Raw genomic sequence first — 21,819 nt, forward strand, 5'->3', positions numbered from 1 at the left:
GTGCGCACGATGACCCTGCCCGACAGCTATCAGGACCACGACAGCCCGGACAAGATGTACGCCGAGGCCGGCCTCGACGCCGCCAGCATCGTCCGGAAGGTCGAGGACATCCTCCCCGAGCGGAAGGCCCGCCCGAGCAACGTCGTCAGCGTCGGGCGCCGCCCGCGCTGAGCGCCGGTCGGCCGTCGATCAGTCCGTCTCGCCCTGCATCGCGCGGCGCTGGCGGTCGAGCTCGTCGCTGTAGCGCTTCAAGGTGTGGCTCTCCGTGAGCATGCCGATGACCTGCCGGTCGCGGATCGAGTCGACCACGGCGAGCGCCTCGCTCTCGGTGCGGTCGAAGGCCGCCGAGGCTTCCTTGGCGTTCAGCTCGGGCGTCAGGATGTCGTCGGGGTGGTGCAGCACGTCGGCGAGCGTCGCCGGCGTCTCGCTCGCGTCGCGCGCGGCGGCATGGGCCTCGGGCACCAGGACGATGCCGGCGTAGCGGCCTGCCTCGTCCACCACGATCACCCGCGAGGGCGATCCGAGCGGGTGCGCCCGCAGGAAGGTCGCCATCGGCGTATCGAGGGGGATGGTGCGCACGTCCTTGCGCATCAGCCGACCGACCGTCAGGCTGCGGATCCAGCCGACGTCGTGGGCGCTGCGGATGCTCTCGCCGCGCAGGTGGAAGCGCCAGGTGGCGAAGGAGTAGCCGAAGGTCTTCCGCACGGTGAGCGACGAGGCGATCACCGCGACGAGGACGAGGCCGGTGATCGGCAGGCTGCCGGTCACTTCCAGCGCCAGGAACGTCATGGTGAGCGGGCCGCCGATGACGGCGACCGCGAGTGCGCTCATGCCGATCACCGCATAGGCGAGCGGCGTCAGCCCGAAGGCGGCGAGCCCCGGAATCACCGCCGGCGCGACCATCGCGAACAGCTTGCCGGCGAGCGCACCGAGGAACAGCGAGGCGAAGAACAGGCCTCCGCGGAACCCCGACCCGATCGAGATCGCCGAGGCCGTCGCCTTGCCGACGAACAGCAGAACGAGCGCCGCCGTGCCGTAGCCCTCGGCCCCGTCCGCGAAGTGGACGTGGAGAGCGCCGTGCCCGCCGGACAGCACCTGCGGGCCGATCGCGAGCGCCAGCGCGCCGACGCAAAGGCCCCCGAGCGCGGGTCCGGCCACCCGCGGGATCCGCGTCGCCGCCACGCCCTGCTCGACCAGCGTGACGCCGCGCATGATCAGGATGCCGAGGCCGGCGCAGAACAGGCCGAGGACGAGGCTCGGCAGGGTGTCGGCGCCGGTCACCGCGGCCGTCGTCACCGCCTGGACGTTGTCGAGGGCGACCAGAGGCTGGGCCGCGACCAGGCTCCGCGAGACCAGGCTGCCGCACAAGGCGGCCACCACCACCGGCGTCAGCGTCGCGATCGAGTAGGTGCCGATGATCAGCTCGAAGGCGTAGAACGCGCCGGTCAGCGGCGCCCCGAAGGCGGCGGCGATCGCCGCGGCCGATCCGCAGCCGACCAGCGTGCGCAGGTCGTTGCGCCGCATCTCGAAGGCGATGCCGAGGCGCGAGGCGAGGCCGCCGCAGATCTGCGTATAGCCCGCCTCGAGCCCGACCGAGGCGCCGCTTCCGTTCGAGATGACGTTCTGCACGGCGACGTAGACGCTGTCGCGCAGCGACATCCGGCCGCCATGGAGCGCGTTGGCCTCGATCGGATCGATCACCGGCCGCCTCCGCCGCCCGCGGATCGCGTTGGCTGCGAGGATCACGAGGCCGAGCAGGATGCCGCCGAGGCAGGGGCCGACGAGCAGGGCGAGCGGCGTCACGGCGTCGGCCGCGCTGAGGCGGGTCCCGTGCGGCAGGCGGTACAGCGCCTCGCGAAGGCCCTGCGTCGCGACGTTCATCCCCGCCACCGCCGCGCCGGCGACGCATCCGGTCAGGCCGGAGAGCACCACGAGCCCGACCTCGCTGCGGCGGACGAGGACGCGGAGCCGGCCGGGCGCCTGGACCAGGGTCGCGCGGTCCCAGCGGCGGCGCGGGGTCTCGGCGGTCTGGCTCATCGCGGCGCGGGCGTGGGACGACAGGTCACGCCCGATCCTTACGGGTTCGCGCACGCCTCAGTCCACAGGCGCAGGCGTGGTGTCGAACCCGCTTGAAATGCCGCCGCCGCCACGATACACCCCGCCGCAGTGCCGCCGTAGCTCAGTTGGTTAGAGCGCTTGATTGTGGATCAAGAGGTCCCCCGTTCGAGCCGGGGCGGTGGTACCATCGATTTCGACGGGCGATGCGAGGGGTTGGCGAAGCGCCGGCCCCTTTTTCGTTTGTGGATGATCGGGTCCGCATTCCCCCCGCCCCTTGCTCAAGCCCGACTGCGCTTTCGCAGACGAAGCTTCGAGCCGCATCCGCGAGGGTGCGGCCGCGGGGGTCACACCACGCCGGCGCGGAGCAGGTCGTGGATGTGCAGGATGCCGGCGGGGCGGCCGGCTTCGACCACGAAGATCGCCGTGATGCGCTTGCGGTTCATCACCTCCAGGGCGGCGCTCGCCAGGAGGTCGGCCTCGACCACCACCGGGGCGGCCGTCATCACCTGCTGAACGGTGGTGTCGAGGATCGCCGGGCCCATGTGGCGGCGCAAGTCGCCGTCGGTGACGATGCCGATCAGGTGCCCGTCCGCGTCGACGACGCCGACGCAACCGTAGCGGCGCCGGGTGATCTCGATCAGGACGTCGGACATCACCATCGTGTCGGGCACGAGCGGCACCTCGTCGCCGGTGTGCATGAGCTGGCGCACGGTCTTCAGGTGTGCGGCGAGGGTGCCGCCGGGATGGAGCGTCTTGAAGCGCGCCGAGGTGAAGCCGCGCTGCTCGACGAGCGCCACCGCGAGGGCGTCGCCGAGCGCCAGCTGGATCAGGCTCGAGGTGGTGGGCGCGAGGTCGTGGGGGCAGGATTCGCGCACCTTCGGCAGGGCGAGCAGCACGTCCGCCGCGCGGCCGAGCGTGCTGTCGGCGTTGCAGGTGATCGCGATCAGGGGGATCGAGAAGCGGCGCGAGAAGCTGACGAGGTCGCCGAGCTCCACCGTCTCGCCCGACCACGACAGTGCGACGATCACGTCGTCGGCGGCGATCATGCCCAGGTCGCCGTGGCTCGCCTCGGTGGGGTGGACGAAGAAGGCGTGCGTGCCGGTGGAGGCCAGCGTCGCGGCGAGCTTGCGCCCGACATGGCCGCTCTTGCCGATGCCGCAGACGATGACGCGGCCCTTCACCGATAGGATGGTCTCGACCGCCCGCTCGAACGCGACGCCGAGGTCGCCGTCCAGAAGCGCGATGACCTCATCGAGCGCCGACATGCCGAGGCGGAGGCTGCGCACCGCGATGGCGCGCGGATCGCCCTCGCCTGCGGCGACCGCATGAAGGCGCGGCGACGCCGCTTTGGAGGGCTTCTGCGCGATCGGGAACGCGGTGACGTGCGACATGGGGCATCCGCATAGGATCCCGGCATCGAGAACGCGCACCGGGCAGGCTGGAACGGCATCGTGCCCGGTCGTCGGGCGACGCTACGCCTAGGTTCGGGCCGTGGTTTAAATGTGACGGCGCGATGTCGCAGCGGGCCGGCACGGGGGGCCGTCAGCGCGGCACCAGGTGGAAGTCCGGTGCGTGCTCGGGCTGGGTCGTCACGACGGCCGCCGGCAGCACCGGGCGGGTATCGGCGAGCGAGATCCTGAACCGGCCGACGATGCGGGCGAGCGCCAGCACCGCCTCGGTGAGGGCGAAATGCGCGCCGATGCAGACCCGCGGGCCGACGCCGAAGGGGAGATAGGCGTAGCGCGGGATCGCCGGGGCGCCGGGCAGGAAGCGGCCCGGATCGAAGGCGTGCGGGTCGTCCCAGAGGCGGCGGTGCCGGTGCAGCACCCAGGGCGAGATCATCACGATGTCGCCGGCCGCGATCTCCACGCCGGCGACGCGGTCGGCTTCGAGCGCGCGTCGCACGATGACGAAGGCCGGCGGATAGAGCCGCATCGTCTCGTCGATCACCGCGCGGGTCAGCGGCAGGCGCCCGTCCTGCGCGCAGCCGGCCGGGGCGGCGAGGTCCGCGCCCTGCACCTCGCGCGCCACCTGCTCCTGCAGCTCGGGCGCCAGCGCCAGCATGTAGGCGGCCCAGAACAGGAGCACCGCGGTGGTCTCGTGCCCGGCCAGGATCATGGTCGCGACCTGGTCGCGGACCTCGGCGTAGCTGAAGGCCGCCCCGGTCTCGGGATTGCGGGCGGCCATCAGCAGGTCGAGCAGGTCGCGATGGGTGCGCGGGGTCCCGTCGGCGGCCCGCGCTTCGATGATCTGGCCGAGGAAGGGCGTCCAGCGCTTCCGGAACCGGGCGCGCGGAAAGTCGAGGGGCGCCCGCCAGGTCGGCGGCATCAGGATGTCGAGGAGGTGGGGCCGGCCGAGGCGCTCGGAATACTCGGCGATGAAGCCGCGCAGCGCGTCCCCGTGCCGATCCATCGCTACCGAGAACATGCTGCGCCCGGCGATCTCGAGGGCCAGCCGGTGAAGGGCGGCGAACAGGGCGACGGGGCCGCGCGCGGCGGCGACGTCGAACTCGCCGAGCGCGTCGCCGATCGCGCGGTCGATCAGCGGGACGAGACCGTCGATCGCCTTCGGGGTGAAGGCCGGCGCCAGCGAGCGCCGCTGATGGCGCCAGGACGCGCCCTCGCTGATCAGGACGCCGTCGCCGAGGATCGGGCGCAGGATCCGCACGGAGCCGGCGGTGCGGGCATAGTTCGCCTGGTTGTCGACGAGCACCCGGCGGATCGCATCCGGATCGCTCAGGGTGAAGCTCGACCGCCCGAGCAGGCTGCGGCGGGTGATCAGATCGTCGTAGGCCCGGCGCGGCCAGCCGACGAGGGCGTTGGTGCGCAGCGCGCCGAGATAGGAGAGGATCGGCGGCTCGCGCTCCGGCGGAACCCGGAACGGCGGCACGATCCGCGGCGTCGCGGCGCGCGCGCCATCGGAGGCCTGCGCCGCCGTAGGGTCGAGAACCGTCGTCATGTCCGTCCTCCGCCGATGGCGACGCGCCCCGGTCCACCGTCCGCGACCCGTTCGCCGGGGCCGATCCCGCGCGAGGGACCGGTCGCCGACGTCGGGTCTTCGGGCGCCGTTCTACACGTTCGCGGCCGCCGGCGTGAGGCCGGCAAACCGCCTCACGCGGCGATGAACAGGCCGGCGATGGCCGCGCTCGTCAGGTTCGACAGGGTGCCCGCGAGGATGGCGCGCAGGCCGTAGCGGGCGATCTCGGACCGGCGCTCGGGCACGAGGCTGGAGAAGCTCGCGAGCTGGATCGCGATCGACGACAGGTTGGCGAAGCCGCAGAGCGCGAAGCAGACGATCGCCTGGCTGCGTGAATCGATGGCGCCGCCCTTCAGCACCGGCGAAAGGTTGGCGTAGGCGAAGAACTCGTTGAAGGCGAGCTTCTGCCCGATCGCGCCGCCGACCAGCGTCGCGTGCTCCCACGGCACGCCGAGGAGCCAGGCGAGCGGTGCCAGCGCGAACCCGAGGATGCCCTGGATCGAGGCCGCCGGATATCCGGCGAGGCCGCCCAGGTAGCCGACGATGCCGTCGGCGAGCGCGATCAGGCCGACGAAGGCGATCAGCATCGCGCCGACCGCGACGGCGACGGCGAGCCCCTTCTGCGTGCCGTCGGCCGCGGCCTCGATCAGGTTGGCCGCGCGCGTCTTGCCGAACTCGACCCGGGTGGTGGCGATCCGCGTCGGCTCGGTCGAGGGCACCAGCAGCTTGGCGAAGAGCAGCCCGCCGGGGATCGCCATCAGCGAGGCGGCGAGCAGGTAGGTCATCGGCACGCCGAGCGCCGCGTAGCCGGCCAGGATCGAGCCCGCGGTGGAGGCGGCGCCGCTCGTCATCACTGCGAACAGCTCGGCCCCGGTCAGGAGCGCGAGGAACGGGCGCAGCGCCACCGCGATCTCGCTCTGCCCGATGGCGATGGTGATCACCGCCGAGAACGACTCGATCGGGCTGGTGCCGACCAGCCTGCGCAGGCCGGCGCCGACGATGCGGGCGGCGGCCTGCATGATCCCGACGTGATACAGCACGCCGATCAGCGCCGAGACGTAGAGGATCTGCGGCAGCACCCGAAGCGCCAGGATGAAGCCGCTGCCGCCGAACAGCTCGAACATCCGCGGCTCGACGAGGCCGCCGAACAGGAATGCGGTGCCGCGGTCGCCGTAACCGAGCACGGTCTGGACGAAGCCGGCCGCGGCAGAGAGGCCGGACTGGCCGGACGGGACGAACAGGATCAGCGCGCCGAGGCCGACCTGTAGACCGAGCGCGGCGAGCACCACGCGGGGCCGGATCGCACGCCGGTTCGTCGAGAGTAGGACGGCGACGGCGAGCAGCAGAAGGATGCTGAGGCCGGCATGCAGGAGGCGGTCGAACATCGGATCTCGGAACTCGGCTGGCTGATCGGGACGGCCATGGAAGCTTCGGGCCAAGCTTTTCCCGGCGCGATCGACACGCGGTCGTTTCCCCGCGGGTGCTGGATCGATCCCGGATCGGAACGTGACCCCGGCTGTTCATCGCCGGGGCCCGGACCATATCGTGCCGGGCGCCGTCCCGTGGCCCAATCGAAGATCCGGAGCAGACGACATCATGGCGAGCCTGCGTGCGCATCTCGCGTCCTACATGGTCAGGCGCAACGTCCGGAACCGCCTCGGCGCGATGGACGACGTGGGCAAGATCCGGGCGGTCTTCGGCGGCCGGACGTTCCCGGATCCGTCCGGCGCGACCTACGAGGCCGGCGCCGTCGGCGGGATACCCGGCGAATGGGTCAGGCCGGTCCGCCCCGAGGGACCGGAGCGGCGGCTGCTCTACCTGCACGGCGGCGGCTTCGTCGCCTGCTCGCCGAAATCGCATCGCCCGGTGACGGGCGCGCTGGCCGAGCGCGGCTTCACGATCTTCGCCGCCGATTACCGGCTCGCACCGGAGCACCCGTTTCCGGCCGGCGTCGAGGATGCGTGCGCGGCCTGGAACGCCCTCGCCGCGCTCGGGCCGGCGGCGATCGCCGGCGATTCCGCCGGCGGCAACCTGGCGCTCGTCGCGATGCTGGCGGCCCGCGACCGCGGGCTGCCTCTTCCGACGGCCGCCGCCCTGTTCTCGCCGGTCACCGACTTCCTCGCCGAGGACGGCTCGCGCGTCAGCAATGCCCGGCGCGACGCGATGTTCGACCCGCGGGCGCTGATCAACCTCGGGCCGATGTATCTCGGCGGGGCCGATCCCGCCGACCCGCGGATCTCGCCGCTCTTCGCGGATCTCGCCGGCCTGCCGCCGCTGCTGTTCCACGTCGGCGAGCGGGAGGTGCTGCGCGACGATTCGGTGCGGATGGCCGAGAAGGCGCGGGCGGCCAGCGTCACCGTGTCCCTGACGGTGTTCCCGGTGGTCGCCCATGTCTGGCAGTTCGCGCACAGCATGTTGCCGGAGGCGCGCCGCTCCCTCGATGCGGCGGCGGAGTTCCTGCAAAGCCACCAGTAGCTCCAGCAAGACGCCGGTCCGCGCCGCGACCGCCTCCGTTGCGACGGAACGGGCTGCGGCGATCGGCCGTTGAGAGGTCAAGCTGCGCCGCCCGGCGGCGCCCATCGCGCGGAGAGAACCATGAGCCTGATCGGACGCATCGTCACGAAGCTTCTCGGGAACGAGGATCGCCAGGTCGTTCGCGACGACCGCAACGCGAGCTCCGCCTCGCCGATCGGGCGCCTCGTGACCAAGATCCTCGGCAAGTAGCCGGCACCCCGCTCGGGCGGGCACGGATCGACGGGCGGCGTGGGTCACGCCGCCATCAAACGCGCAGAACTGACGGGTAGGAGATGACCATGGTCGATACGGATCGCATCGTCGGCGGTGCCAAGGAGCTTGGCGGCAAGATTCAGGGTGCGGCCGGCGACTTCGTCGGGTCCAACCGCGACTCGGCGGAAGGCCGCCTTCGCGAGGCCGGCGGCAAGACGCAGGAGGCCTACGGTCAGGCCAAGGACACCGTGCGCAACGTCGCCGACGAGGCCGGCGACCGCGCCCAGGAGGCCTACGGGCAGGCCAAGGACGCCTACGGGCAGGCACGCAGCAAGCTGCGCGACGTCGCCGACAACGTCACGGACTACGCCTCGGACGCCTACGACCGCCGCGGCGACTACCTGCGCGACGGCCGCCAGGCGGTCAGCTCGCGGGTCGAGGAGAATCCGCTGATCGCGCTGGTGCTCGCCGGCGCCGTCGGTTACGGCCTTGCCCTGCTGCTGCACGGGCGTCGCTAAACGCAGCCCGCGTTGCAAAATCCTGCGCCATCGAAGCACCCCGCCGGTTGACCGGCGGGGTGCTTTCGCCTGCGGGCTACTGCGCTGTCCAGCCGCCATCCATGGCGATGTTGGTGCCGGTGATCTGGCTGGCGGCGTCCGAGCACAGGAACAGGGCGAGCGCGGCGACCTGGTCGACGGTGACGAACTCCTTCGTCGGTTGCGCCTTCAGCAGCACCTCGTCAATCACCTGCTCCTTGGTCAGCCCACGCGCCTTCATCGTATCGGGGATCTGCGCCTCGACGAGCGGCGTCCAGACGTAGCCGGGCGAGATGCAGTTCACCGTGATCTTGTGCGTGGCAAGCTCCAGCCCCGCGGTCTTGGTCAGGCCGGCGATGCCGTGCTTGGCCGCGACGTAGGCCGACTTGTACGGCGAGGCGACCAGCGAGTGGGCCGAGGCGGTGTTGATGATCCGCCCCCAGCCGCGCGCCTTCATCCCCGGGATCGCCGCCTGCATCGCGTAGAAGGCCGAGGACAGGTTGATCGCGATGATCTGCTCCCACTTCGCGCCCGGGAACTCCTCGATCGCCGACACGAACTGGATGCCGGCGTTGTTGACGAGCACGTCGACGGAGCCGAAGCGGGCTTCCGCCTCGCGCACCATCTCGCCGATCTCGGTCGGCTTCGTCATGTCGGCGGCCGAATGATGCGCCCGCACGCCGAACTCGGATTCGATCCCGGCGCGCGCCGTCTCGATCGCGTCGGCCTCCCCGAAACCGTTCAGCACCACGTTTGCCCCGTCCCGCGCCAGGGCTCGCGCGATGCACAGCCCGATCCCGCTGGTCGAGCCGGTGACGATCGCGGTCTTGGATTTCAGGGTCATGCGGAACTCCGGGATGGCGACGAAACGGCTAAGAAAGCCTGCCCGATGCACCGCCGGTTGTCGACGCATCCGGGTCACGGACGGATCAGGGCGTCACCTCGGCGGCGCCGGTCTCGGCCTCGAAGGCGCTGGCGAGGTAGGCGCGCACGAAGCCGGGCATCGCCGCCTCGATGTCGGCGGCCTCGCGCACCGCCACGATCCCGGCGAGCTCGGGCTCGTCCTCGCCCAGCGCGTGGATCTCCATGCGTTCGATCAGGGCGGCGGCGTCCTCGGCGAAGCGGACGGGCCGCAGGAAGGCGAGCTGGCCCTCGCCGCGCAGGCAGACCCAGTCCTCGGTCGCCCCGTCGGGCACCCGGAGGCCGGTCTCCTCCAGAAGCTCGCGCGCGGCGCTCCCCGAGAAGTCGACCGCCTCGCCGCGCACGTCGTCGAGGTCCGGCGTGCCGCAGGGAAAGTAGATCTGCCCGGCATTGGCCGTATGCACGCCCATCCGCCCGAGCAGGACCGCGCCGTCGGCGCTCCACGGCACGATCGCCGCGAAGGCGTTGGCGACGTGCCCGTCCGGCGATCCGCCGTCGCGATAGGCCAGGAAGCGCGAATACGGCGTCTCGAACAGGTCCAGGCGGCAGCTGTCGCCGTCGATCGCGCAGCCGCAGGCCACCAGCACCGGCCCGTCGAACAGGGCGGGCTGCGCCGCCCGCCGCCGCATCCAGTTCTGCTCGATGCGCTCGGCGTTGTCGCGCGCCCAGGCCCAATCGTAGGTCACCAGCCGGGCTTCGAGGCGCGCGAGGCGGACGACCTCGAAACCGTACGGCCGTGAGTCCGGCGTCGCCGCATCAGACATGGAGCACGCCTTCCGACACGATCACCGCCGCCCCGCCGATCTCGACCGAGCGCAGGCCGCCGGCCTCGACCACGACCTGCAGCGCGATCGCGCTCGGGCGGCCCATCGCGACCCCTTGCGTGATCGCGACGTCGTGCGTGCCGTCGCCGAGCGGCTCGAACTGCATCAGCACGCCGGCGAAGGCGGCGGCCGCGGAGCCCGTCGCCGGGTCCTCGGCCACGCCGAGGGCGGGGGCGAACATCCGGGCCTGGAAGGCGAGACCGGTCTCCGCCGTGTCCGGCGCGTAGAGCAGGAAGCCGTCCGAAGTGCCGGCCAGCGTGCCCGGTCGCGCCGCGTCGAGACGGTCCGGTGAGGCGACCGGAACGAAGGTGAAGCTCGGGCCGACGCCGTGCCGGCTCGGCCGGTGCCGCCCGAAGCCGATATCGTCGGGCGCCAGCCCGAACGCGGCCGCGAGAGCGGCGGCGTCGGCAGCCTCGCCGAGGTAGTCCGGCAGGATCGGGAGCCTGAAGCGGGCGCGGCCCCCTCCGTCGCCTGTTTCGACCACGCAGGGGATCGTGCCCACCGCCTCTTCCAGACCGAACGCGACGGCGTCGGCCCCCTCGGGCCGCGCCTCGCGCAGGGCCAGCAGGATTGCGGTGCCGATGGTCGGATGCCCGGCGAAGGGCAGCTCGCGAGTCGGCGTGAAGATCCGGAGCCTCGCCCGGTGCCGCGGCTCGTCCGGCGGCATCACGAACACCGTCTCCGACAGGTTGAACTCCCGGGCGATCGCCTGCATCGCCCCGTCGTCGAGCCCGTCGGCCTCAAGCACCACGGCGAGCGGGTTGCCGGCCAGGGCCTGCGTCGTGAACACATCCAGGGTGACGAAGCGGCGCGGCATCCAGAGGTTCCTTCTCTCGCTCTCAGACCGTCTCCACCGGAAACGTCTCGGTCGGCGCCACGAACTCGTCCTGCGCCGCCACGGTGAGGATCTCGCGCGAGCCTTCCGCCAGCGTGCGCCGCAGGACGCCGTAGACCGAGGCCGCCGCCATGCCGAGCGCCAGCGCCGCCGAGCCGGTGCGGGCGTAGTGGACGAGGAACAGCGCGGCGATGCAATCGCCTGCTCCGTTCACCGACAGGTCGAGGCGGGGCGTGCGCACCCGCCAGAACGTGCCGCCCTCCCCGGCCAGCAGGTCGATGGCGTCGGGCGGGGTCGCGTCGGTGACGAGCGAGGTGACGAGCACCACCCGCGGTCCGCGTTCCTGCAGGGCGGCGACCGCGCGCTTGGCCTGCGCCAACGTGCCGGTCGGCAGGCCGGTGAGCAGGTCGAGCTCGAACTGGTTCGGCGTCACGATGTCGGCGGCGGGCACCGCGCGCTCGGCCATGAACTCGGCGATGCCGGGGCGGACGTAGACGCCGCGGCCGGTGTCGCCGATCACTGGGTCGCAGGCGTAAAGCGCCCGGGCGTTCTCGGTCCGCACCGCATCGACCGCGCCGAGGATCGCGGTGCCGATGTCGGCCGAGCCCATGTATCCGGACAGGACGCCGTCGCAGGTGCCGAGCACCCCGCGCTCGCGGATGCCGGCCACCAGATCCTCGACCGCCGGTCCGTCGAAGACGCGTCCGCGCCAGGCCCCGTAGCCGGTGTGGTTGGAGAACTGCACCGTGTGGATCGGCCAGACCTCGACCCCGAGCCGCTGCATCGGAAACACCGCGGAGGCGTTGCCGACATGGCCGTAGGCGACGTGGGACTGGATCGACAGGATGTTCATCGCGATCTCCCCGGCACGCGTGGCCTCCGCGGCGTGTTACCGGCTTTCGGCATCCCGCGCACCCGGCACCCCCCATCCTCGACAAGGCGGACCATGGATTTCGAATCGCTGCGCGCCTCCGCCCTCGCCTTCGTCGAGGCGCACCGGGCGTGGACGCCGCTGATCGTCGGCGCGTTGGCCTTCTGCGAATCCATCGCCTTTCTGTCGCTGCTGGTGCCGGCCACCGTGATCCTGATCGGCATCGGCGCGATGATCGGGGCGACCGACATCGCGTTCTGGCCGGTGGTGGCCGCGGCGGCCGTCGGCGCAGCCCTCGGCGATTGGCTCTCCTACGAGTTCGGCCGGTCCTACGGCGAGGGCGCCAAGCGCCTGTGGCCGATGCGGCGCTACCCCGAGATGGTCGCCAAGGGCGAGGTCTTCCTGAAGCGCTGGGGCGCGGCGGCGGTGGCGCTTGGGCGGTTCTTCGGGCCCGCCCGCGCGGTGGTGCCGCTGATCGCCGGCATGTTCGGGGTCGCCCGGCTGCCGTTCCAGGTGGCCAACGTCCTCTCGGCCCTCGTCTGGGCCTTCGTGCTCCTGGCACCGGGTGCCGGGCTGCTGGCGTGGTTCCAGGGCTGATGCGCCGGTTTCCACCCGAGCGCATCATCTGCCTCACCGAGGAGACCGTCGAGACGCTGTACCTGCTCGGCCAGGAGCGCCGCATCGTCGGGGTGTCGGGCTATGCCGTGCGTCCGCCGCGGGTCCGGCGCGAGAAGCCGCGCGTGTCGGCCTTCACCAGCGCGGATCTGCCGAAGATCCTCGCGCTCGAGCCGGATCTCGTCCTCGCCTTCTCCGATCTCCAGGCGAACATCGCCGCCGACCTCGCCCGGGCCGGGATCGCCGTGCACCTGTTCAACCAGCGCGACGTCGCCGGCTGCCTCGCGATGATCCGCACGCTCGGCGCCCTCGTCGGCGTGCCGGACCGGGCCGACGCCCTGGCGCAGGGTTATGCCGACGCGTTGGCACGGGCGGCCGCCGAGGTCGCGGGCCGTCGGCGGCCCCGCGTCTATTTCGAGGAATGGGACGAGCCGATGATCTCCGGCATCGGCTGGGTCTCGGAGCTGATCGGCCTCGCCGGCGGCGACGACGTGTTTCCCGACCGCGCCCGGATGGCCGCCGCCGTCGACCGGATCGTCGCGCCCGAGGCCGTGATCGCGGCGGCGCCCGACGTCATCCTGGCCTCGTGGTGCGGGAAGAAGGTCAACGTCGCGCGCATCGCATCCCGCCCGGGATGGGCGGCGATCCCGGCGGTGCGGGACGGCCGCATCCACGAGATCAAGTCGCCGCTGATCCTGCAGCCCGGCCCGGCCGTGCTCACGGACGGATTCGCCGCGATCCGCGCGGCGCTGGCAGGATCGCTCGCGTGATCTCCGGCCGCAGGTGACAAGCGCGGTCCGGGCTTGGCAAGATGCGCCGTCCCGATTCGGCACAGGCCGCCACACGAGAGACGATGTCGTCAGCCCTCGCTCATGCTCTTCCGGCCGAAGCCCGCACGGTCGACGCCGCGCCGGACCTGATCCTGCCGCCCGACCGGCGCCAGTCGCCGACGGCGCTGAAGATCCAGCGCGGGGTGCGCCGCCTGTTCTCCGAGATGGGCTGCGCCACCCTGCCCGAGTTCTCGCTGGTCAACGGGCGGCGCGCCGACGTGATCGCCCTGTGCGGCGCCGGGCGCCTGACCATCGTCGAGATCAAGTCGAGCGTGGCGGACTTCCGCGCCGACCGGAAATGGCCCGACTACCGCGACTTCTGCGACCGCTTCTTCTTCGCGATCCCGGACACGGTGCCGGAATCGCTGATCCCGGACGAATGCGGCCTGATCGTCGCCGACGCCTTCGGCGGGCTGGTGATCCGCGAGGCGCCCGAGCACCCGCTCTCCGGCCCGCGCCGCAAGGCCGTGACGCTGCGCTTCGCCCACAGCGCCGCCCGGGTCCTGCACAGCCTCGCCGATCCGGGCGCGATCCGCGACGGCGCGCTCTGAAAGCCTGGTCGTCATGCCCGGAAGCACGGCGTGCTGATCGACCGTCGGACCGGCGCCGCTTCGCTTTCGCCAGCGCGGCGCGGCGGCTAAGCTGTCCCGAGGTCATCGCGGCCGCCGCTCCGGCCGCTGCGGTATGGGTTTCGATGCGCGCACTGATCGGGATCGTCACGGCACTTCTGCTCGCTGCGCCGGCCGCGGCTCAGACGGTCACCAAGATCGGAATGTCGGCGCCGCTCACCGGGCCGGACGCCGCCTTCGGCCAGGGCATGCGGCTCGGCGCCGAGCAGGCCGTCGCCGACCTCAACCGCGCGGCCGGCGCGTCCGGCCGCAAGCTCGCGCTGGTGGTCGCGGACGATGCCGGCGACGCGAAGCAGGGCGTCGCGGTCGCCAGGCGCTTCGCCGCGGACGGCATCCGCCTCGTGGTCGGGCCGCTCGAATCCTCGGTCGCGGCCGCCACCGCCGCGATCTACGACGATGCCGGCATCGTCGTGGTCACGCCGGGCGCGTCCTGGGCCGCGCTGACGCGCCGGGGCCACGCGACCCTGTTCCGCATCGTCGCCGGCGACGCGCAGCAGGGCGAGGCCGCCGGCCGCTACCTGCTCGCGCACGAAGCCGGGCGCCGCGTCGCCATCGTCCACGACCGAACCACCTTCGGCCGCGGCCTCGCGGACGCGGTCTCCGCGACGCTCAAGGCCGCCGGCAGGCCCGAGGTCGCGTTCGAGAGCCTGCCGCGCGGCAGCCGGGACGCTGCGGACCTCGCCGCGACGCTGAAGGCCGCCCGCGTCGACACGGTCTACTTCGGCGGGCTGGCGCCGGAGGCGGCGACGCTCGCGCACGCGATGCGCGACGCCGGGTCGACCGCCCGGCTGGTGGCGAGCGACGGCATCCTCGACCGGGACTTCGCGACGCTCGCGTCGGCCGCCGGCGAGGGGACGGTGATGACCGTCCCGGCCGAGCCGGCGCGGCTTCCCGAGGTCAGGGGCCGCCCGCCCCGCACCGCGGAGGCCGATGCGCTCGCCGGGCCGACCTATGCGGCGGTCGAGGTGCTGGCGCAGGCGGTCGACCGGGCGAAGTCTCGGGACGGGCGCACGGTTGCCGCAGCACTCCGGGGGGCGCCCTTCCGCACGATCCAGGGCGAAATCGCCTTCGATGCGCAGGGCGACCCCAGCTCGGGTGCCGTAGCCCTCAGAGTCTGGAAGCGTGCGCCGGACGGCCGGCTCGATTACGCGGGCAACGAGACAGCGCCGTAGGATCAACCGTTTCGCACAGGAATCGTCCGGGAACGGCGCTTTTTGTGTCGACGCCGCCGTGGTCGCGAGGCGGCGAAGCTTGCTTGCGTGGCGGGAGGCCCCTACATCGTGCCCGACGCTCGATGGCTTGGCGCCTCCGGATACGGACCCGCCGCCGCCGCGTTCATCGAATTGCCGTGACGAAAGATCGTGCGCCGGAACGCCTGCTTCCAGACGGTCCGACTGGAGAGGGTGAATGGCGAAAGAAGAATTGATGCAGTTCGACGGTCTCGTTCTCGAGATCCTGCCGGATGCGCGCTACCGGGTGCAGCTCGACCAGGGCCACGAGATCGTCGCCTACACTGCCGGCAAGATGAAGAAGAACCGCATCAAAACGCTGGCCGGCGACCGCGTCACCGTCGAGATGTCGCCCTACGACCTCGAGAAGGGCCGCCTCGTGTTCCGTCACAAGGACGAGCGCTCGGCCGGCCCGCGTCCGCCGGTGCGCGGCGGCCAGTTCCGCCGCCGCTGAGCGGCCGGCGATTCCCACGCCTCCCCGGACCGTCGCGGCCTATCCCCTCCTGACGTTGACCGCCCTGCTCTGGGCGGGCAACGCGGTGGCGGGGAAGTGGGCGCCGGGCCACGTCTCGCCGCAAGCGATCACGTCGCTGCGCTGGGCCGTGGTCTGCGTTGTGCTGTGGCTGTTCGCCCGGCGCCGCATCGCGGCCGATTGGCCGGGCATGCGTGGCCATTGGCGGCTCGTCCTTCTGATGGGCGGCCTTGGCTACACGGCGTTCAACAGCCTGTTCTACGCCGCCGGGGCCTACACCAGCGCGATCAACCTCGCCCTGTTCCAGGGCTCGATCCCCGTTCTGGTGATTCTGATGAACTTCGGTCTCTATCGGACCCGGGTCACGTCCGGCCAAGCGATCGGCGTGCTCGTGACCCTCCTCGGCGCGGCGGTGGCCGCGACGCACGGCGACTGGCACGTGCTCGCCACCCTCGGCTTCAATCGCGGCGACGTGCTGATCTTCATCGCCTGCCTGTTCTATGCCGGCTACACCATCGCCCTGCCGCACCGCCCGGCCATTTCCGGGCTGAGCTTCTTCGCGGCGATGGCGCTGATGGCCTTCGTCACCTCCCTGCCGCTTCTGGCGATCGAGGCGGCGTCCGGCCGGGTGATCTGGCCAGGGATCGAGGGCTGGGCGATCGTGGTGTTCGTCGCGCTCGGGCCGTCGCTGGCCGCGCAGCTGTTCTTCATGCGCGGTGTCGAGCTGATCGGGCCGAACCGGGCCGGCCTGTTCGTCAATCTCGTGCCGATCTTCGGCGCCGGGCTCGCCGTGCTCGTGGTCGGCGAGCCCTTCGGCACCAATGAGGCCGTCGCGCTGGCCCTGGTGCTCGGCGGCATCTTCTGCGCGGAACGGCTCGGGCGCGGCCCAGGCCCGGCCATCGTCGAGCCCGCCGCGCCGCGGGACCGGCCGAGACCTTGAGCGCGGCCGGTGCTGCCACCGGCCGCGGATCGATCGCTTATTCGCAGACGCGGACGCGGCGGATGAACACGTCGCCGTAGGCGTCGATCGTCCGGCGGCGCTCGAAGTGGCAGACCGGGCCGTAATCTTCCTCGACGTAGACCGGGCGCGGGGCGCGGTAGACCGGCTGGCCGGGATAGTAGCCGTTCTGCGAGGAGGCGATCGCGCCGCCGACGGCGAGGCCGCCGAGCACGCCGAGCGCGGCTGCGCCGCCGGCGCCGATGCCGTCACGGGCTTCAGCCGCGGGTGCTGCGGCGACGAGGCTCCCGGCGAGGAGAGCAACGGAAAGAGTTCGGATCATGGTTCGTCCCCTCGGGATCTGTCGTGGTCGCAATGTCCGGCCAGTTCGTAAACGAAATGCGAACGCCGCAGGCTTCGAAGCCCATCGCACGATCACGTTCGTGTTGGGCCGCGGATCGCAACACAGATCAGCGTGCTTTGAGGCAAATCTTCGACGTCCGATCGACGCTGCCGCTCACAGCCGCGCGAGACGCAACGCCAGCGGCCAGCGTACGGTGCGGCGGTGCTCGGCCGGCCCCCACGACGCGGCGAGCGCATCCTGGAACGCGTCGACCGGCGCCCGGCCGACCGCCGTCTCGAGCCCCCGCAGCGCCGACCATGTCTCGACGTAGCCCACAAGGTCGGAAAGACGCCACGCGACGGTGATCGCGAGGTCCGGCGCGACGAACTCCGCGAAGGGGAACGGCAGCGAGCGGTATCCCGCCTCGACATGCCTGCGCTCCGGCGGCCAGTACGGTCCGGCGACGTTGCGGTAGAAATGTTGCACCACCGCGTCGGGTGCGTCCTCGACGTGGAGGATGCCGTAGCTGACGAGCGCCAGCACGGCGCCCGGGCAGGCGACGCGGCGGACCTCCGCGTAGAAGGCGTCGAGGTCGAGCCAATGGGCGGCCTGCGCCACGGTGATCAGATCGACGCTCGCCGCCGGCAGGCCGCTCCGCTCGGCCGCCCCGATCCGGTACGCGACGCGGGGATGCGGCGTCGCGTTCGCGATCTGCGCGGCGCTGGCATCGGTGGCGACGACGGCGTCGAAATGCTCGGCGAGCGGCGTCGAGAGTTGGCCGGTGCCGCAGGCGCAATCGAGCGCGCGGTCTCGACCGGGCGCGCATTCGGCGAGGAACGCGGCGAGCGCCGGCGGATAGGTCGGCCTGTGCGCGGCGTAGCCGGCCGCATGGGACGAGAAATGATCCTTGAAGGCCGGGTCCATCGTCGTCGCCCTGTCGATTGCGTGCCGCGGGGCGAGCGTAGCGCCGCCGTTGCGTTCGCTGAAGCCGGTGCTTGACGGCGCCGGCCATTCCGGCTGCAACCGGCGCAAGCAGCATCGGAGCGATACGAATGGCGACACGAGGCTTCGTCGGCCGGCGCAGTCCGGAAGAGACGCAGAAGCGGCTGCCTCCCGGGCAGCATCGCGTCGAGGATTTCCCGATCCTCCAGATCGGGCCGAACCCGGTGATCGATCTCGCCACCTGGCGCTTCACGCTGCGGGACGGCGCGAAGCCGCTGAAATCCTGGGACTGGGACGCGTTCCAGGCGTTGCCCCGCACCACGTGGCAGGGCGACATCCACTGCGTCACCAAGTGGTCGAAGTTCGACACCGGCTGGGAGGGCGTGAGTTTCGACGACCTCCTCGCCGATGCCGGCATCGCGGCCCCGACCGATTTCCTGCTCGCCGAGGGCTACGACGACTATTCGACCAACGTCCCCGTCGCCGACCTCGTCGGCGGGCGCGCGATGATCGCGACGCATTACGAGGGGGCGCCGATCGAGCCGGACCATGGCGGCCCGGCCCGCCTGCTCGTGCCGCACCTCTACCTGTGGAAGAGCGCGAAGTGGGTGAAGGGCCTGCGCTTCACCAAGAAGGACGAGGCCGGTTTCTGGGAGATGCGCGGCTACCACATGTACGGCGACCCGTGGCGCGAGCAGCGCTACACCGGTGACTGAGGCCGCCGATCTCCGCTGGCGCGAGGGCGTGATCACGGCGATCGCGCCGGTCACCGCGCGAGTGAAGAGCTTTCGCCTGCGCACCAAGATCGCCGACGCCTACCGGCCGGGCCAGCACGTCGACGTGCGCCTCACCGCCGAGGATGGCTACCGGGCGCAGCGCAGCTACTCGATCGCCTCGGCGCCGGACGGCTCGGGGACGATCGAGCTGATGATCGAGGGGCTGGAGGGCGGCGAGGTCTCGAGCTTCTTCCACGAGATCGCCGAGGTCGGCGACGCGATCGAGCTGCGCGGGCCGATCGGCGGCTCGTTTTCCTGGGGGCCGGCCGATGGCGGGCCGCTGCTGCTCGTCGGCGGCGGCTCCGGCGTGGTGCCGCTGCTCGCCATGCTGCGCCACCGCGCGGTCGCCGCGCCCGAGATCCCGGCGCTGCTGCTCTATTCGGCCCGGACGCGGAGCGACGCCGTCGCGCTCGCCGAGATCGAGGCGCGTGCCGGCGCCGAGCCGGGCCTGTCGCTGACATTCACCGCGACGCGTGAAGGCGGACGCCGGATCGACGCGGCGAGGGTCGCCGAAGCCCTCGACAGGCTCGGCCAGCCGGCCCGGGTCTTCGTCTGCGGCGCCACGCCGTTCGTCCGCACGGCCGCGACGCTGCTTGTCGAGGCGGGCGTTGCGCCGGGCCTGATCCGCACGGAGCGGTTCGGCGGCTAGGGTCTTTTGCGCAGTGGCGGCCGGTGCGCGCGAGACGGATGCGACCTCGCGATGCTCCGGGATTCAGGAGCGGACGATCTGGCTGCGCCGCTTGATGTCGGGGCTCGATGCGCCGCAGGTCGGCAGGCTCTCCACCGGGCCGTGCACCGCCGAGGTCGTCGCCGAGAGGTCGTGGTAGCACACGCAGCCCTCGGCGAAGTAGTGGTGCACCAGCGCCTTGCGCGACCGGCTCACGTCGTTGCGCGGCGAGCCGCCGTGCAGAAGGTTGGCGTGCCAGAACAGCACGTCGCCCTTCTTCGCGAGGAAGCGCTGCGGCGCGATACCGTGCTCGGCGATCGTGTGCTTGATCGCCGGCTGGTAGCGCTCGGCGTAGGCCGCGTAGCCCTTCTCGCGGAAATCCTCCGTCGAGATGCCGACATCGTGGCTGAACACGTAAGGCAGGCGGTGGCTGCCGGGATAATAGACCAGCGGACCCGAATCCGCGTGGATGTCCTCCATCGCGACCCAGCAGGCGGCGAGGTAGCCGAGCGGGTAGGTCGTCATGTGGATCGAATCCGAGTGCTCGGATTGCTGGCTGCCCTTGTGCGAGGCGATGGTCTGGAACGGGATCGCCCGCCGTCCGAGCACCATGCTGCTGAAGTTGAACAGCACCGGATGCTCGAGCAGGTGATCGAGTTCCTCGACCTTCAAGTGCGGGTTGAGGTAGCGGCCGGGATGGGGGTCGTCGTCGGTCGCCTTCTCCGGCGCGAGCGTGATGTCGCCTCGCGCGATCGCGTCCTCGTAGGCGGCCCAGGCCGCGTCGATCGTGTCGGGATCGACCGCGCCGCGGGCGACGTAATACCCGTTCTCGACCCAGAAACGGCACATCTCGGCCTGCTTCGGGGTCAGCTCCCCGCGCGCCAGCCGCCGCTCGATCGTCTCGGCGGCATCGGGCTGGTCGAGCCACGGGGTCGGCCCGGATTCGGGAAAGTTCTCCGAACGGAACACCTTGATGCAGCCGATGTCGACCGGGATGTCGGCATCGACGACGTTGGGCGCTCCCGGCCGCGAGACGGGAAGGAGCGCGGTTTTTTCCCGTCCGAGCGCGAGGCCTCGGGCCGCGTTCGCCCAGGTCTTCACCGTGTCCGCTACGCCCGCACGCGCCATCGCTCCGCTCCGCCGTTAAAAAACCACTCGCCCCGACGTGCAATCCGACATCCGATTCGGGCCATGCTGAGGCCGTCGGCCGACGGATATCGTCCATTGTCGCCCGGGGAAAGCGGCTTGGAGGAACGGCAATCCTGCCTTCATCGGTCGATCGACGAAGCCGGGACGCCGGACGCCCCGGCTGCGATCCGTCGGCACGATTCCATCGCCCCGCGCGACGACATGGTCGGGGCGGGAGGTTCAGGGACTGAAGATCAGGACGAGATAAACGAAGAACACGATCAGGTGCACCGCGCCCTCGAGCACCGTGGTGCGCAGGCCCGAGAAGGTCAGCGTGCTCAGGATCAGGGTCACGGCGAGCAGGGTCATCTCGGTCGGCTTGAGCCCGAGGACCACGGTCTGCCCGGTGATCAGGCCGACCGCGAGCACGGCCGGCACGGTCAGGCCGATGGTCGAGGTCGCGGCGCCGAGGCAGAGATTGATCGCGCGCTGCAACTCGTTGCGGGCGATCGCCTTCAATGCCGAGATCGCCTCGGGCGTGAACACGATCGCCGCGATCAGCACGCCCGAGAGGGCGGACGGGGCGCCGAGGGCGGCGATGCCGTGGTCGAGGATGGTCGCGAGGCTCTTCGACAGGAGCACGATCGGCAGGATGTTGGCGATCAGCAGGATCGTGTGCCGGACGATGCTCCCGGCGGATGCCGTTTCGCCCTCGGGCCCCTCGCGTTCCGCTCTGGCGGCTCGGCCCCGCGCCGCGTGGCCCTCCTCCTGGAAGAAATCGCTGTGCCGCCCGGTCTGGATCAGCAGGAACACCCCGTAGAGTGCGAGGGTGAAGCCCGAGAAGGTCACCGCCTGAAGCGTCGTCAGGGTCCCGTCGCGGGTGGAGGTGGTGAAGTTCGGGATGATCAGCGCGAGGGTCGAGAGCGGGATGATCACCGACAGGAAGGCCGACGCCCCTTGCAGGTTGTAGCTTTGCTGGTGATGCCTGAGCCCGCCGACCAGCAGGCCGAGCCCGACGACGCCGTTCAGCACGATCATCAGCACCGCGAACATCGTGTCGCGCCCGAGCGTCGGCGCATCCTTGGCACCGAGCATCACCGCGGAGACCAGGGCCACCTCGATCACGACGATGGAGAGCGTGAGCACCAGGGTGCCGAGCGGCTCGCCGAGCAGGTCGGCAAGCTCCTCCGCCTCGTGCACCACGCCGAAGGCGCACCAGAAGATCGCGACGAGCAGCCAGGCGAACAGGGCCAGGGCCCAGAGCGGCCGGTCGAGGTCGCCGAGCCAGTCCTTGCCGAACCATGCGAAGGCGCCGACCGTCGCCCACGCCACCGCCAACCGCGCCATGCCCATCCGCCGTCCGACCCGCCCGGATGCCCCACGCACCCGAAAGACCTTTAGGCGATCGGGAAGGCTTGCGCACACGCAACCGCCCCATGCGGGCCGGGACGTGGCGGAACCGCCGCGAAGCCGCTAGAGGATAGGGCTTCGCAACCCGAGTCG

23 protein-coding genes and 1 tRNA gene are annotated in these 21,819 nt (G+C 71.5%); 12 read left to right on the forward strand and 12 right to left on the reverse strand.

Going from position 1 to position 21,819, the window contains the following annotated elements:
- Positions 1-189 precede the first annotated feature (189 nt).
- On the reverse strand, positions 190-2,037 hold the full coding sequence (locus FV230_RS02000; protein ID WP_147841077.1) for a chloride channel protein: 1,848 nt from the start codon (positions 2,035-2,037) through the stop codon (positions 190-192).
- A 131-nt stretch (positions 2,038-2,168) separates the two neighbouring features.
- Between FV230_RS02000 and FV230_RS02005 the strand changes: the two genes are divergently transcribed.
- Positions 2,169-2,245, forward strand: a tRNA-His gene (locus FV230_RS02005).
- Positions 2,246-2,402: 157 nt separating this feature from the next.
- On the opposite strand, the gene FV230_RS02010 is transcribed toward FV230_RS02005, so the two are convergent.
- The 3 genes from FV230_RS02010 to FV230_RS02020 form a co-directional block, all read right to left on the reverse strand.
- Positions 2,403-3,449 carry a KpsF/GutQ family sugar-phosphate isomerase gene (locus tag FV230_RS02010; protein WP_147841032.1) on the reverse strand — a complete coding sequence of 349 codons (1,047 nt, stop codon included), beginning with the start codon at positions 3,447-3,449 and terminating at the stop codon, positions 2,403-2,405.
- Positions 3,450-3,600: 151 nt separating this feature from the next.
- Positions 3,601-5,016 carry a cytochrome P450 gene (locus FV230_RS02015; protein WP_147841033.1) on the reverse strand — a complete coding sequence of 472 codons (1,416 nt, stop codon included), beginning with the start codon at positions 5,014-5,016 and terminating at the stop codon, positions 3,601-3,603.
- A 152-nt stretch (positions 5,017-5,168) separates the two neighbouring features.
- Entirely contained in the window at positions 5,169-6,419 is a 1,251-nt protein-coding gene (locus tag FV230_RS02020) for a nucleoside transporter C-terminal domain-containing protein (protein ID WP_147841034.1), read from the reverse strand.
- 211 nt (positions 6,420-6,630) lie between these two features.
- Here FV230_RS02020 and FV230_RS02025 point away from each other — a divergent pair, with 211 nt between their 5' ends.
- The 3 genes from FV230_RS02025 (at position 6,631) to FV230_RS02035 (ending at position 8,279) form a co-directional block, all read left to right on the forward strand.
- On the forward strand, positions 6,631-7,509 hold the full coding sequence (locus FV230_RS02025) for an alpha/beta hydrolase (protein WP_147841035.1): 879 nt from the start codon (positions 6,631-6,633) through the stop codon (positions 7,507-7,509).
- Positions 7,510-7,629: 120 nt separating this feature from the next.
- Positions 7,630-7,758 (forward strand): TFIIS helical bundle-like domain containing protein, encoded by a 129-nt coding sequence (locus tag FV230_RS02030; RefSeq protein WP_147726177.1) that lies wholly within the window; start codon positions 7,630-7,632, stop codon positions 7,756-7,758.
- An 89-nt stretch (positions 7,759-7,847) separates the two neighbouring features.
- The gene (locus FV230_RS02035; protein ID WP_147841036.1) at positions 7,848-8,279 is read left to right on the forward strand and encodes a CsbD family protein; all 432 of its coding nucleotides are present in this window, start codon (positions 7,848-7,850) and stop codon (positions 8,277-8,279) included.
- A 76-nt stretch (positions 8,280-8,355) separates the two neighbouring features.
- Here the strand turns inward: FV230_RS02035 and FV230_RS02040 are convergent, their stop codons facing one another.
- From FV230_RS02040 to pdxY, 4 genes are all read right to left on the reverse strand, one after another.
- Complete coding sequence (locus FV230_RS02040; protein WP_147726179.1) at positions 8,356-9,141, reverse strand: 3-hydroxybutyrate dehydrogenase; 786 nt, start codon at positions 9,139-9,141, stop codon at positions 8,356-8,358.
- Positions 9,142-9,226: 85 nt separating this feature from the next.
- Positions 9,227-9,982 (reverse strand): NUDIX hydrolase, encoded by a 756-nt coding sequence (locus tag FV230_RS02045; protein WP_147841037.1) that lies wholly within the window; start codon positions 9,980-9,982, stop codon positions 9,227-9,229.
- A complete protein-coding gene (locus FV230_RS02050; protein ID WP_147841038.1) occupies positions 9,975-10,859 on the reverse strand; it encodes a PhzF family phenazine biosynthesis protein in 885 nt (294 codons plus the stop codon). The genes FV230_RS02045 and FV230_RS02050 overlap by 8 nt, the downstream gene beginning before the upstream one ends.
- A 22-nt stretch (positions 10,860-10,881) precedes the next feature.
- Positions 10,882-11,730: a pyridoxal kinase PdxY gene (gene pdxY / locus FV230_RS02055; protein ID WP_147841039.1), complete on the reverse strand. Its 849-nt coding sequence runs from the start codon at positions 11,728-11,730 to the stop codon at positions 10,882-10,884.
- A 93-nt stretch (positions 11,731-11,823) separates the two neighbouring features.
- Here pdxY and FV230_RS02060 point away from each other — a divergent pair, with 93 nt between their 5' ends.
- The 6 genes from FV230_RS02060 to FV230_RS02085 all read left to right on the forward strand — a co-directional run bounded on the left by FV230_RS02060 (position 11,824) and on the right by FV230_RS02085 (position 16,463).
- A complete protein-coding gene (locus FV230_RS02060; protein ID WP_147841040.1) occupies positions 11,824-12,345 on the forward strand; it encodes a DedA family protein in 522 nt (173 codons plus the stop codon).
- Positions 12,345-13,133: a cobalamin-binding protein gene (locus FV230_RS02065; protein WP_147841041.1), complete on the forward strand. Its 789-nt coding sequence runs from the start codon at positions 12,345-12,347 to the stop codon at positions 13,131-13,133. The genes FV230_RS02060 and FV230_RS02065 overlap by 1 nt, the downstream gene beginning before the upstream one ends.
- Before the next feature lie 83 nt (positions 13,134-13,216).
- Positions 13,217-13,744, forward strand: a complete 528-nt coding sequence (locus tag FV230_RS02070) for an MmcB family DNA repair protein (protein ID WP_147841042.1) — start codon at positions 13,217-13,219, stop codon at positions 13,742-13,744.
- A 143-nt stretch (positions 13,745-13,887) separates the two neighbouring features.
- Positions 13,888-14,994: a branched-chain amino acid ABC transporter substrate-binding protein gene (locus FV230_RS02075; RefSeq protein WP_147841043.1), complete on the forward strand. Its 1,107-nt coding sequence runs from the start codon at positions 13,888-13,890 to the stop codon at positions 14,992-14,994.
- A 235-nt stretch (positions 14,995-15,229) separates the two neighbouring features.
- Complete coding sequence (infA, locus tag FV230_RS02080) at positions 15,230-15,505, forward strand: translation initiation factor IF-1 (RefSeq protein WP_147025743.1); 276 nt, start codon at positions 15,230-15,232, stop codon at positions 15,503-15,505.
- 55 nt (positions 15,506-15,560) lie between these two features.
- Positions 15,561-16,463, forward strand: coding sequence for a DMT family transporter (locus FV230_RS02085; RefSeq protein WP_348642118.1), 903 nt, complete (start codon positions 15,561-15,563; stop codon positions 16,461-16,463).
- 37 nt (positions 16,464-16,500) lie between these two features.
- On the opposite strand, the gene FV230_RS02090 is transcribed toward FV230_RS02085, so the two are convergent.
- Complete coding sequence (locus FV230_RS02090; protein WP_147841045.1) at positions 16,501-16,803, reverse strand: hypothetical protein; 303 nt, start codon at positions 16,801-16,803, stop codon at positions 16,501-16,503.
- A gap of 174 nt (positions 16,804-16,977) precedes the next feature.
- On the reverse strand, positions 16,978-17,727 hold the full coding sequence (locus tag FV230_RS02095; protein ID WP_147841046.1) for a class I SAM-dependent methyltransferase: 750 nt from the start codon (positions 17,725-17,727) through the stop codon (positions 16,978-16,980).
- Positions 17,728-17,855: 128 nt separating this feature from the next.
- On the opposite strand from FV230_RS02095, the gene FV230_RS02100 reads away from it, so the two are divergent.
- Both FV230_RS02100 and FV230_RS02105 read left to right on the forward strand, forming a co-directional pair.
- Positions 17,856-18,461, forward strand: coding sequence for a sulfite oxidase-like oxidoreductase (locus FV230_RS02100; protein WP_147841047.1), 606 nt, complete (start codon positions 17,856-17,858; stop codon positions 18,459-18,461).
- Positions 18,454-19,170, forward strand: a complete 717-nt coding sequence (locus tag FV230_RS02105; RefSeq protein WP_147841048.1) for an FAD-binding oxidoreductase — start codon at positions 18,454-18,456, stop codon at positions 19,168-19,170. Before FV230_RS02100 ends, FV230_RS02105 begins: the two co-directional genes overlap by 8 nt.
- 63 nt (positions 19,171-19,233) lie before the next feature.
- Here the strand turns inward: FV230_RS02105 and FV230_RS02110 are convergent, their stop codons facing one another.
- Both FV230_RS02110 and FV230_RS02115 read right to left on the reverse strand, forming a co-directional pair.
- On the reverse strand, positions 19,234-20,316 hold the full coding sequence (locus FV230_RS02110) for a phytanoyl-CoA dioxygenase family protein (protein WP_147841049.1): 1,083 nt from the start codon (positions 20,314-20,316) through the stop codon (positions 19,234-19,236).
- A gap of 240 nt (positions 20,317-20,556) precedes the next feature.
- Positions 20,557-21,663, reverse strand: coding sequence for a calcium:proton antiporter (locus FV230_RS02115; protein WP_246694689.1), 1,107 nt, complete (start codon positions 21,661-21,663; stop codon positions 20,557-20,559).
- Positions 21,664-21,819 lie beyond the last annotated feature (156 nt).

This window comes from Methylobacterium sp. WL6 (assembly GCF_008040095.1).
GTDB lineage: Bacteria > Pseudomonadota > Alphaproteobacteria > Rhizobiales > Beijerinckiaceae > Methylobacterium.